At 63.2% G+C, this 12109-nt stretch carries 11 protein-coding genes; 5 read left to right on the forward strand and 6 right to left on the reverse strand.

Annotation, left to right across the window (positions count from 1 at the left end; all coding sequences use genetic code 11):
* Positions 1 to 363: ABC transporter permease (locus tag AC1DWI_RS03310; protein WP_477724369.1), on the forward strand; the 363-nt coding region annotated here is incomplete at its 5' end.
* Positions 364 to 458: 95 nt separating this feature from the next.
* Here AC1DWI_RS03310 and AC1DWI_RS03315 read toward each other — a convergent pair.
* The 3 genes from AC1DWI_RS03315 to AC1DWI_RS03325 form a co-directional block, all read right to left on the reverse strand.
* Positions 459 to 2447 (reverse strand): AAA family ATPase, encoded by a 1989-nt coding sequence (locus tag AC1DWI_RS03315; RefSeq protein WP_477724370.1) that lies wholly within the window; start codon positions 2445 to 2447, stop codon positions 459 to 461.
* Positions 2448 to 2460: 13 nt separating this feature from the next.
* Positions 2461 to 2697 (reverse strand): hypothetical protein, encoded by a 237-nt coding sequence (locus AC1DWI_RS03320; protein WP_477669692.1) that lies wholly within the window; start codon positions 2695 to 2697, stop codon positions 2461 to 2463.
* Between the two features lie 336 nt (positions 2698 to 3033).
* Entirely contained in the window at positions 3034 to 3933 is a 900-nt protein-coding gene (locus AC1DWI_RS03325) for a DMT family transporter (RefSeq protein WP_477724371.1), read from the reverse strand.
* Between the two features lie 141 nt (positions 3934 to 4074).
* Here AC1DWI_RS03325 and AC1DWI_RS03330 point away from each other — a divergent pair, with 141 nt between their 5' ends.
* From AC1DWI_RS03330 to AC1DWI_RS03345, 4 genes are all read left to right on the forward strand, one after another.
* Positions 4075 to 5070, forward strand: a complete 996-nt coding sequence (locus tag AC1DWI_RS03330; RefSeq protein ID WP_477669691.1) for a quinone oxidoreductase family protein — start codon at positions 4075 to 4077, stop codon at positions 5068 to 5070.
* 118 nt (positions 5071 to 5188) lie between these two features.
* Positions 5189 to 6622, forward strand: a complete 1434-nt coding sequence (locus AC1DWI_RS03335) for a DUF1800 domain-containing protein (protein WP_477724372.1) — start codon at positions 5189 to 5191, stop codon at positions 6620 to 6622.
* A 122-nt stretch (positions 6623 to 6744) separates the two neighbouring features.
* Positions 6745 to 8112: a DUF1501 domain-containing protein gene (locus tag AC1DWI_RS03340; RefSeq protein ID WP_477669689.1), complete on the forward strand. Its 1368-nt coding sequence runs from the start codon at positions 6745 to 6747 to the stop codon at positions 8110 to 8112.
* 239 nt (positions 8113 to 8351) lie between these two features.
* Positions 8352 to 9173: an NUDIX hydrolase gene (locus AC1DWI_RS03345; RefSeq protein WP_477669688.1), complete on the forward strand. Its 822-nt coding sequence runs from the start codon at positions 8352 to 8354 to the stop codon at positions 9171 to 9173.
* 29 nt (positions 9174 to 9202) lie between these two features.
* Here AC1DWI_RS03345 and AC1DWI_RS03350 read toward each other — a convergent pair whose 3' ends face one another.
* The 3 genes from AC1DWI_RS03350 to AC1DWI_RS03360 all read right to left on the reverse strand — a co-directional run.
* Positions 9203 to 10861, reverse strand: coding sequence for a Na/Pi cotransporter family protein (locus AC1DWI_RS03350; protein WP_477669687.1), 1659 nt, complete (start codon positions 10859 to 10861; stop codon positions 9203 to 9205).
* A gap of 56 nt (positions 10862 to 10917) precedes the next feature.
* Entirely contained in the window at positions 10918 to 11418 is a 501-nt protein-coding gene (gene lspA / locus AC1DWI_RS03355) for a signal peptidase II (protein WP_477669686.1), read from the reverse strand.
* The coding region (locus tag AC1DWI_RS03360; protein ID WP_477724373.1) for a class I tRNA ligase family protein at positions 11418 to 12109 on the reverse strand (692 nt) is incomplete at its 5' end. The genes lspA and AC1DWI_RS03360, both read right to left, overlap by 1 nt.

Genomic DNA, 12109 nt, shown 5'->3' on the forward strand with positions numbered 1-12109 from the left:
GAGCAGATAGACACCAACATCGAATCTGCGGCGCGCGTCTTTGGCGCCAACACGCGGCAGATGTTCCTCTACACCCTGGTGCCGCTGCTGGCGCCCGGTGTGCTGGCGGCGGGCCTGCTGGTGCTGGTGCGGACGGTGGCGATGTTCGAGTTGACCTTTCTGGTGGCCGGCCCCGACACCCAGACGCTGGTGGTGGCGCTTTACTACGCGGTCTTTGCCGCCGGCGTGCGCGCAGGGCAATCGGTCGACGCGATGGCGATGATCTACATGGCGATCACGGTGCTGTGGTTGCTGATTGCGCTGCGTTTCGTGAACCCCACGCAGCTGGTCAGCCGTGTCAAGGAGCATCCGGGCAAGGCTTGATGAACTGAACCGGGGCCTGCAAAGATTTCCGTTGGTGGAAATTGGGCACGGAAAGCAGCTGGGCTGCTCTCCGTGCTTTTTTTTGCCCACGCGGATCATTCCAGTGAGGGCTCCAGCGATGGCGCCATGCCGCCGACACGCTGCATCAACGCGTGCTGCAGGCCGAACACCTGAAGCTGCTCCGCATACGGCGCAAGCATCTGTTCTTCCTTCGCGATGGCGACCCCCAGGAGGCTGGCCATTTTCTCTTTGCTCACCTGGCCGTTTTCCAGCAGTTCGTCCACGATGCTCAGTAGCAAGGCCGAATCGGTTTTGAGAATCTCCTGTGCGCGCGCGTACGCCTGCGCGAGCAGGGCCTCGATCTCGGCGTTGGTCGGCTCAACATCGGTGTTGAGGTTGTCGTCCATGTCGTGGGTCACGTCGGTGTGGCTCAGCCGGTTGCCGAAACCGAAGTGGCGCACAAAGCGTGCGGCCAGGGCGGTGGCGTTCTTGAAGTCGCTCTCGCTGCCCGTGGTGCAGGCATCGTCGCCGAACACCAGCGCCTCGGCGGCGCGGCCGGCCAGGCCCACGCAGAGGCGGTCCAGGCAGCTTTGACGTGATTCGGCCTTCATGCGCACATAGCTGTTGTAGCCGCCCTCGAAGGATGCCACGTTGATCTTGACTTCCTGAGGCGCATGGCCGAACAGGCGGCCGTAGGCCAGGCCGTGGCCTGCTTCGTGCACGGCCAGCAAGGCCCGAAAGTCGGGGCTGGCGCGCTGCTTGAGCTGGTTGAGGTCCAGCGGCACGGGGTAGGCGATGCTCCCGCCCCCGCAATCGCCATGACTGACGTGCAGGGATTGCGTGGCGGTGTCCAGCCTCACGTGCAGCGTGGTGTCCGCCGGCACATCATGCTCAAACGCCCACAGCACGGCATTCACCAGCGGCGCACTCAGGATGGCGTGAATCGACGAGAACAGCGGGCGCGTGCCCTGGGCCGGGAAGACCGCATTGGCATAAATTCCCTGGTACAYCGATTCATGCAGATCAAAAGACAGCCCTGCACTCGCCTGCATTTCACCAACATATCTGGCACAGGTGCTGCGGATCAGCCGCTCATACGTGGCCTGGCTCAGCGAGGGGTAGATCACATGGTTGTTCCCCAGCCGGGCGATCTGCTCGGGCTTGAAGCGCTCTCCCAGAGCCTTCTTGACGTCAATGACCGACAGTTTTTTCGTCAGTGCATGAAAGATGTCGGCATCGGTGTCGCAGTCTTCCACGCGTTTGGCGGTTCCCTCATACATCTCGTCGAGGTTGCCCGAAACGATGATGAGCAAGCGGCTGTAATCCGTTTCCCACGAGTCGGTCGATGCCCTGAACGCCAGCATGCGCTCCTGCAGTTGCTGGGGTGTCCAGGTCATCACCTCCTGTAGTGGTTCCTTGAGCTTGAGGCTTTGCTTGAATTCCTGAGCCTGGTAGGGCGAGAGGGCGAACTTCAGCTTTTTGGCCTGGACGCCGTCCTTGGAAGGCTTTTCATCAGCCTGTTCCTCGCGTTCGTGGTCATACAGCGAGAAAGCCAGAGACGATTCCAGCTCCTGCAGAAAAGACAGCGACGGCGGCAGGCGCCCGTCGGACAGCAGCTGCCACACGTCCTGGTAGCGTTTGACGGCGACCTCATCGCCCTTTTCGTTGATGGTGCGAAAGCGCTGGAATTCATCCAGCACCAGAATGCCAGGCTCGCTCTCGGCAACGGCGGACTCCGCCAGCATGCCGCTGATGGAGTCGGCGCTGCGCCAGCTGCTGCCGTTGCTGAAGCCGTCCATCTGTACTTCGACAAAGCGGTCGTAGAAACCCAGCTTTTGCGCCAGGCGGCGCGTGAGCTGGGTCTTGCCGGTGCCGGTCAGGCCCCACAGGCACACGATCACCGGGCGGCGGATGATGTGCGGCAGCACGTACCAGGCGCGGATCGACTCGATCACCCGGTCGATGATGTCGTCAATACCGAACAGCTCGGTTTTCAGCTCGGTGGCGACGAGGGCCAGGTGGGCACTGCGTTCGCGCATGAGTTCGGGCGGCACGCGGGCTGCGGCCGCCGTCTCGGTTGTCATATCGTTCTTCATGTCAGTCAGTCAAATTTTTGAGGGCTTTTTGCAAAGCCACGGTTTCAGCCCGGCGGTGAGCGCCGGCGCTGCGAATATGTTTGCCCGCGCCCGACGTGATGGCACGCTGGACGAGGGCCCGCACCACGGGATTGCGCGGTGTGGGTGGCGGCAAGGTCAAAGCCAGCGGCTGCTTCATGCGCCGCAAATGCTTGACCTTGCCTGCGGCAAAGTCACGGGAAAAAGTTTTGGCACTCATGTGCACGCTCCGAAAAAGCAAAACCCCGGCGAAAAATCAGCCTGGGGTTCGCGGAGCGCGCTTCACACGTGAAGGCACGGCACCGACTGCCCGCAGGGCTGGGTATGGTTGACACCACATCCAGCCGGGGGCAGTGGAGGGTGCGTCAGGTGTGAGTGAACAAAGTCATGGGTCTTGAGGGCTTCAAGGGTGGCTGCACAAGGTCATTCGTTGCGCAGTGGCTCAAAGCAAGGAACGGATTTTGAAGAGCCCGCGCGGGCTTGGCAAGTTTTATGCAGCGTTTTTTCGCAATGTGTTGTGAAAATCAAACCGCTGTTGCGCTGATTGCTGCGCGATTCAGCGCCGCGACGACACCACGATGCCGCCCACGATCAGCATAAAAGCCAGCGCATGGTAGAGGTGCGGCAACTCACCGAGAAAGGCCGCCGACAGCAGCGCAGCGAACAGCGGCGTGAGGTTGGAAAAGAAGCCCGCAATCGCCGGCCCGACACGCTGCACGCCCATGCCCCAGCAACGATAGGCAATCACCGCGGGTCCCACGGCCACGTACAGCAGGGCTGCGGCCAGCGGCCAGCCCCATTGGATGTGCGCGTCGGTCAACGCCCATTCGCCGGCGGCAAACGCGCCCGACCAGGCCAGTCCGAACACGATTTGCGCGAGCAGGAAGGCGGCCCAGTCGCGGCGGATTTCCGCCGGCTCTTTGGGTTGCGACAGCAGCCAGCTGTAAAACGCCCAGGCCAGCGTGGCAAGCAGCACGTACAGGTCACCGGGCACCGGTTGCACCTGCATGAGCAATTCCCACTGGCCACGCGACAGCACCACCAGCACGCCGGCAATCGACAGCACGGCACCGGCGATCTGTCGCTTCGACACAGCCTGGCCAAAAAACAGCGCCCCCACAATCAGCATCCAGATCGGCACGCTGGACGCCACCAACGTCACGTTGAGCGGTGTGGAGGTTTTCAGGGCCAGATACTGCAAGGCGTTGTAGCAACCCACACCCAGCAGGCCCAGCACCGCGAAACGTTTCCAGTGAGGCCACAGGCTGCTGCGCGGTTTGAGCAGGCGCCAGGCCAGCGGCAACAGGATCACGAAGGCCAGGGCCCAGCGCAGGAAGTTGAGCGTCATGGGCGGCACCAGGCCAGTGACGAGGMGGCCGACGACGGCGTTGCCGGCCCAGAGCAAGGGAGGGACCACCAGCAGCGTGGCAGTGGCGGGCGTGAGGCGTTGGGTCATGAYGGGGACTTTATCAAGCATGACTGTTTTCCTCTCGCCATACGGGGTTCAACCCTCGGCGCCTGCGGCCCATTTCGATTCATGGCACCATGGCGGCCACCCCTTTTTCTTTCTCCATCTGCAACCTTTGCAAGGAAATCCATGGCCTCCATCACCTCCAAAGCCGTACGCATCAACCAGCACGGCGGACCTGAAGAACTCACACTGGTAGACGTGACGGTAGGCGACCCCGGCCCGGGCGAAATACGCATCCGTCACAAGGCCGTTGGCTTGAACTACATCGACGTGTACCAACGCAGCGGTGTCTACCCGCTTGCYATGCCGCTTCAACTGGGGATGGAAGCTTCCGGCATCGTCGAGGCTGTTGGTGAGGGCGTGACCCACCTGAAAGCGGGTGACCGCGCGGCCTATGCCAGCCAGCCGCCCGGCAGCTACTGTGAAGTGCGCGTGATGCCGGCCAAGTGTGTGTGCAAGCTGCCCGATGCGATCTCGTTTGAAACCGGCGCGGCCATGATGCTCAAGGGGCTGACCACGCAGTACCTGCTGCGCCGCACGCAGCCGCAAGGCGGCCTGCAGCCCGGCGACCATGTGTTGTTTCACGCGGCCGCCGGTGGCGTGGGCCTGATCGCCTGCCAGTGGGCCAGGGCCATGGGCCTGCAATTGATAGGCACCGCCGGCTCTGACGAGAAATGCGCGTTGGCGTTGTCGCAGGGCGCGGCCTTTGCCGTCAACTACGCGAAAGAAGACTTCGTGGCCCGCGTCAAGGAGATCACCGGTGGCAAGGGCGTGAAGGCGGTGTACGACTCGGTCGGCAAGGACACCTTCCTCAAGTCACTGGATTGCCTGCGCCCCTTTGGCCTGCTGGCCAACTTTGGCAATGCCTCGGGCAAGACGCCGCCGCTGGACATCGGCCTGCTGGCTGCCAAAGGCTCGCTCTACGTTTCACGGCCGACGCTCTTTACCCACATTGCGACGCGTGAGACCACACAGGAAATGGCGGATGAATTGTTTGCCATGGTCATCAGCGGCAAAGTCCATATTCCTATAGACCAGCGTTTTGCCCTGGCCGACGTTGCYGAGGCGCACCGTGCGCTTGAAGCCCGCAAGACCACGGGCTGCACCATCCTGACGCTGTAAAAGAAGAGCGAATTTGCCCCAGGGCATAGGCCTTTGTGCGGTAAACCTGTGTAAAGCTGGAGAGGGTATTCAACGCAAGGCGTGCCGCATGCGTTACAAAGGGCTGCAGGAGAACACCATGCCCACAGTGACTATCCAGGCCAGCATGCTCGCGGCCTTCCTGGCTTGCCTCGCCGCTCCGGCGGCGCAGGCGCAGGCCGATGCCGCGCCGCCGCCGGCCAAGTTTGCCGCCACATGGCGCGCCGCTTCGCGCCTGGGGTATGCACCCACGCCGGCCTCGACGCAGGCCGCTGCGGCCTCACCCCGCGCCTGGGCGTTGCAGCAGCTGGATGTGGCCTATGCCGCAAGCCTGCGTCCTCCCAACCTTYCTGCCGAACTTGCCGGCATCAACGCACCGCTCGGTGACATTGCGCGCAGCTTCCAGGCCGAGCGGGAGGCGCGAAAGGCCGCGCGCGAAACGCCCAAGCCTGGTATGGCCGCCGCGGCCGATACAGGTGGCGAAAAATTCAGCCGCGAGATGGCCCAGGGCGCGGCCGCCTGGCGGCTGATGTCCTGCAGCGATCCGGCGCTGGAAAATCCGCTGCTGGCCCGCATGACCGAGTTCTGGTTCAACCACCTCAATGTGTTCGTCGGCAAGGGACCGGTGCGCCCCTTTGTCGGCCACTACGAGATCAATGTGATTCGCGCCAACGCCCTGGGCCGTTTTGAAGACCTGCTGCTGGCCAGCGCCAGGCACCCGGCCATGCTGTTCTACCTGGACCAGGCGCAGAGCAACAGCCGCGGCCTTAACGAAAACTACGCGCGCGAGTTGATGGAGTTGCACACCCTGGGCGTGAACAGCGGCTACACGCAAAAAGACGTGCACGAACTGGCCCGCATCCTCACCGGCTGGACGGTGAACCTCAAGGACGGCGAGGGTTTTCGTTTTGCCGAGCGCCTTCACGACAAGGAAGGCAAGGTGCTGCTGGGCCGTACGTTTGGCAGCGAGGGCGTTGCGGAAGGCGAGGAAGCCATTCGCTACCTGGCGCGCCGGCCCGAGACGGCGCGGCGTGTGTCTATCCGGCTGGCCAGTTTCTTCGTGGCCGACAAACCCTCGTCCGCACTGGTTAACCGGTTGGCAACTACCTTCACGGCGACCCAGGGCGACATCCGCGCGGTGATGCGCACCCTGATCGAATCACCGGAGTTCTGGGCGCAAGACAACCAGTTGTTTAAAACCCCGCTGGACTTTGCCTGTTCGGCGCTCACTGCGGCCGGGGGCGTCAAGGAGCGCCGCGACGTCGTGCAAACCCTGGGCTTCCTGGCGCAGGCCGGCCAGCCCATGCATGGCTGGCAAACGCCCGACGGCTATAAAACCGATGCAGGTACCTGGCTTGCGCCTGAGGCTTTGACGCGCCGCGCCGATTACGCCATGGGCCTGGCCCAGCGCACAGCTGAGCCGTCTTACCTCAACGCCTTTTTCAGCATTGCGACGCGCGAGCGCATCGCGCAGGAACCCGCGCAGATGCGCACCGGCCTGATGCTGGCCAGCCCCGACTTCATGCGCAAATAATTCCATGTCCAAATCAAACGTGCACTTTGTCGGCCCGCCTTGCCGTGCTGTAGCACTGTCTGCGGCGGGCCTTCGCGTTCACGCTTGATCTGGACAGGGAATATGCCGCAACAAGGACTCCTATGAACTCCATTTTTTCTTCATCGGCGAATCTGCAGCAACGCCGCCGGCTGCTGGGCCTGGGCGCGTTGTCCGCCTTTTCGCTGGCAGCGCCCGGCGTGTGGGCGCAAGCCTTGCCCGCAAGCCGGTCAAGCCTGGACGGTGGGCGCCTCGTCATCGTCTTCCTGCGCGGCGCGTATGACGGCCTGTCGGCCTTTGTGCCCTACGCCGACAAGGACTACTACGCTTTGCGCCCCAACATCGCGATCGCGGCGCCCGACGGCACGGCGCAAACCGCCTTGAAGCTCGACAGGACTTTTGCCCTGCATCCCGCGCTGGCCCCGCTGCTGCCGCTGTGGCAGCAAGGTGTTCTGGGTTTTGTGCCCGCGGCCGGCCTGCCCGCGCCCAACCGTTCGCATTTCGACGCGCAGTACCAGATGGAGATTGCGCAGGGCGGCAAGACCAGCAGCGCACCGGGATGGCTCAACACCACAGCGGGCCTGGGCAAGGCCGCTGCACCGGGCGCCGCCGCTCTCGGCGTGGGCGAGGCCAACCCCGCCATTCTGGGCGGGCAGGCGGCCGTCAGGTTGATTCCGCGTGGCCAGTCTGCTGAACGCACCGGGGTGCTGGCCAACGACAGAACCCGCCAGGCGCTCATGGATCTGTATGCCGGTGATGACAAGATCAGCGAAGCCTTCCGCCAGGGTGCGGGTAGCCGCATGCAGAGTGCGCAGGAGCTCACGGAACAGAAAAATGCCAGGACCGAGAAAATGGCGGAAGACAGCAGGCGCATGGCAGACAAGCGCCTGGACCGCGACGGCACGCCCGGTAATCCGCAGGCGCTGAACGCGCAAATGCAGGCAGCCAGCAATGGCGCGGCCGACCCCGTGGGCCTGCAACTCGATGCGCAGCACCTGGGCACGCTGATGCGCAACGACCGCAAACTGCGCCTCGGTTTTTTGTCGGCAGGCGGTTGGGACACCCATGCCAACCAGGGCGCCGCCACCGGCCAGCTGGCCAACAACCTCGGCAACCTGGCGCGCGGCATCGCGCAGCTGCGCCAGGATTTTTCCGAACCCGGCGATGTCGTCGTGGTGATGAGCGAATTCGGGCGCACCAGCGCCGAAAACGGCACACGCGGCACCGACCACGGCTTTGGCAACGCCATGTGGCTCATGGGCAACCGTGTCGCCGGCGGACGCTGGCATGGCCAGTGGACGGGCTTGGCCCAACTCAACGAAGGACGCGACTTGCCGGCGCATCACGATTACCGCGCGGTGCTGGCTCAGGTGCTGCGGGGGACCTTTGCATTTGGCGATGCGCAGCTGGCTGATGTGTTGCCAGGGGCCAGGTGGGACAAGCGACTGGACGGTTTGTTCGTCAAAGCCTAGCTTCGCAGGTTTGCGCCCGAATTCAAGGGTTTTAGCCGTTTTATCCAATAGGGGTAAGCGCGAGAAGCTATTAAATTAATAGCAAATAAATTTCCGGAGCTGATGCTTCCCGCCTGGCCGGCAGGTTTGTAATGTCCGGTTGGTACGGGCGAAGTAAACTGCGCAGCAGAATCCGGGATGGCCCGCTGCCCCGGTCTTTTCGCATATCAATGGCCTGCCAGCACGGGCCCCAAGGACGCATGATGATGCCGCCTGCTTTTGATGCCCAATGGCTGCAAGCCCTGCGCGCCGGAGCGATCCAGCCGCCGCTGCGCCCACGCGTGCCGCTGTGGGCCGGTGAATCGGTGATCGGATCGGTGGAGCCGCGCTTCTTTCACAAGCTGGCCCTGCATGCCATGACAGACGGCCACCACCCCCTGCTCAAGGAAGAACACCCCGGCGGCCTGGGTTGGCGCTTGATGGGCGATGTGACCACCAGCCTGAACAAAATCGCGATCGCGCTGCACGAAGCGGGCCTCGCCGGTGCCTGGCGCGACGAGCAGCTCGCGGTACCTGACCAGTTTGGCCACCGCAAAGGCACGGTCGAGCGCGCGGCCGTGCGGCCGCTGGGCATCACCACACTGGCGGTACACCTGGTGGGGCAGTCGCCTGATGGCCGCTTCTGGGTGCAGCAGCGTGCCCTTGACAAGTCCAACGACCCCGGCCTGTGGGACACCCTGATGGGCGGCATGGTGTCTGCCGTCGACACGGTGGAAACCGCCCTGGTGCGTGAGACCTGGGAGGAGGCCGGCCTGCATGTGGCCGAGCTGCAGGCTATGCGCTACGGCGGCCGGCTCACGACCCGTCGACCAGCCACCGAAGGCAACGGTGCGGGGTATGTGGTCGAAGACATTGACTGGTATTGCTGCACCGTGCCCGGAGGCATGGTGCCCGATAACCAGGACGGCGAAGTAGCCCAGTTCCGGCTGATGGACGCCGCCCAACTGGTGGATGGCATGCAACGCGGCGAGTTCACGACGGAAGCCGCGCTGATTTTTTCCGACATGCTGGGCTTGCCCTAGGCAACGTTTCGCCGGCCTTGCCCTTGTACTCAGGCCTGGTCGGTCAGGGCTGGCTGGCGCAAGCGGTTGGGGGCCAGTGCGCCAGCTGAGTCAAGGATCGGGTAGGCGATCGAGCAGATGTGCGAGTTGATGCGCTTGAGCTCGCTGATGAGGTCGATGTGCAGCGAGCTGGTTTCCAGGCTTTGCACCGTATTGGCCGACAGGCGGCCCAGGTGGGTCGTGGCATAGGCCCGCTCCAGGTCGCGAAAGCGGGCTTTTTCTTCCAGCAGCTTTTGCGCGTCGCGCACCGTGCCATTGAGGAACACGCTCATGCCCAGGCGCAGGTTGGCCACCAGGCGCTCATGCAGTTCGACGATTTCAGCCATGCCGGCGTCCGAGAAGTTGCGGCCTGGCTTGATCTTTTTGTCTTCAATGTCGATCAGTACGCGCTCGATGATGTCGCCGATCTGCTCCATGTTGATGGTGAAGCTGATGATGTCGGTCCAGCGGCGGCTTTCTTCTTCGGCCAGCGCTTCGCGTGAAATCTTGGTGAGGTAGTACTTGATCGACGAATACAGCTCGTCGACGGCATCGTCCATCTTGCGCAGGTCTTCGGCCAGCTTGAGGTCGTTCTTCTGGATGACCGCCAGCACGCCCAGCAGCATGGTTTCCACCACGTCGGCCTGGTGCAGCGCTTCGCGGGCTGCGCATGAGATGGCCAGGGACGGCGTGGCCAATGCCGAAGGGTCGAGATGGTGGGGACGGCCGCCGGCCTGGTTTTTGTCGGGTTTGGGCAGAAGTTTTTCTACCCAGCGCGCAATCACCTGTGTCCAGCCGATGAACATGGCGCCTACCACCATGTTGAAAGTGAGATGGAACAGCACCACCACGGTGGCCGCTTCGCCGAGGTAGGGTCGCACGTGGCGCAGCCACAGGCCGATGAAGGGCGCTGCGACGACGATACCCAGCAGCTTGAAGAACAGGTTGCCCAGCGGCACCTGCCGCACCTCGACCGCCGAGCGTAGCGTGGTCAGCACCGCCAGCAGCCCGCTGCCCAGATTGGCGCCCAAGACCAGGCCCAGCGCCACGTCGATGGGAATAACGGCCGAGGCGGCCAGCGTGGCCGTGAGCAGCACGATCGCCAGGCTGGAATACGACACCACGGCCAGGAAGGCGCCTGCGGTGATTTCGAGCAGCAGGTCGCTGCTGAGGGAGCCCAGCAGGGCTTTCACGGCCGGTGCCTGGGTCAGAACTTCGGTGGAGGCCGTGACCAGCCGCAAGGCCAGCAGCATCAGGCCCAGGCCGATCAGCACCCGGCCGAAGCGGCCGACATTGGTGTCCTGCCGCGAGATGAACAGCACCACGCCGACAAAGATAAAGAGCGGCGACAGCCAGGACAGGTCAAAAGAGAACACCACGGCCATCAGGCTGGTGCCGATGTCCGCACCCAGCATGACGGCCAGCGCCAGCGGCAGGGTGACCAGGCCTTGCCCGACAAATGACGAAACGATAAGGGAGGTGGCGGTGCTGGACTGCACCAGGGCCGTCACCCCAATGCCCGAGACGGCCGCAGCCAGCCGGTTGCTGATGCTGACCGCCAGCACGTGGCGCAGATTGGCACCGAACACCCGCAGGATGCCGGTACGAACGAGATGGGTGCCCCACACGAGCAGCGCAATGGCTGCCAAAAGATTCAACAAATGCTTCATAAGGTCGGAACCACTATACCCTTGAACCGGGTGGCTGCAAGCGGTTTGGCCCCGGTTTATCGGGTACGCCGAACCCGAAGCAGCTCATCCAGGATGAGGCAAACCGCGCCAACGGTGATGGCGGCGTCGGCGATATTGAACGATGGAAAATACCAGCCGTGCCAGTGGAACTGCAGGAAATCCACCACATAGCCATGCAGGGTGCGGTCGACGACATTGCCGACAGCGCCGCCCAGGACGCAGGCCAGCGCGAAGGAAAACAGCTTTTGCCCGGCATGCGAGCGCAGCATCCACACAATAAAGAGCGCCGCGGCAACCCCGATGGCAGTGAAGAACCAGCGCTGCCAGCCCGACGCCTCCGCCAGGAAAGAAAATGCCGCACCGGTGTTGTGCACGCGCACGACGTTGAAGAAGCTGGTGACATAGGTGGAGTCGCCCAGGCGGTAATAGCCGAGGATCAATACCTTGGTGAACTGGTCAGCGATCAGGATCAACAGTGCCAGGCCCAGCCAGGGGAGCATGCTGCCCTCTGATTTGATGAAGGTCGTCTTGGCCATCAGGCGAACTTCCTGTCTTCACCGGCGCCATACAGGTTGCTGGTGCAGCGGCCGCAAATGGTCGGGTGGGCGGGGTCGTGTCCCACGTCACTCCGGTAGTGCCAGCAGCGCTCGCATTTGATGTCAGAACTGGCTGAAACCCGCGTTGATACTGCGCTAGCAGCTATTAAATCAATAGCGGATGTGATGAAGACAAATTTGAGGTCTTCACCGAGCGATGCCAACAGTGCATGGTCTTCCGCGGCCACTTCCAGCGCGACATTGGCCTGCAGCGAAGAGCCTACCTTGCCGTCGGTGCGCAGGGCTTCGATGTCCTTGTTGACCGCATCGCGGATTTCGCGGATGCGCGACCACTTGGCGAGCAGAGCCGCGTCGGGCGCAGGAAATTCGGCATACGTTTCCATGAAGATGGACTCGGACTGCCCGAACACCTTCCAGGCCTCTTCCGCCGTGAAGCTCAGGAAGGGCGCCATCCAGCGCAGCATCGCGTGCGTGATCTGCCAGAGCGCGGTTTGCGCGCTGCGGCGGGCCAGCGATTTGGGGCCGGTGGTGTAGAGCCGGTCTTTCAGGATGTCGAGGTAGAAAGAGCCCAGGTCTTCGCTGCAATAGATCTGCAGCTTGGAGACCACCGGGTGGAATTCATACACCTCATAGTGCGCCAGGATGTCGGCCTGCAGCTGCGATGCCCGGC

The sequence above is a fragment of the Polaromonas sp. P3_C2 genome (genome assembly GCF_056402675.1).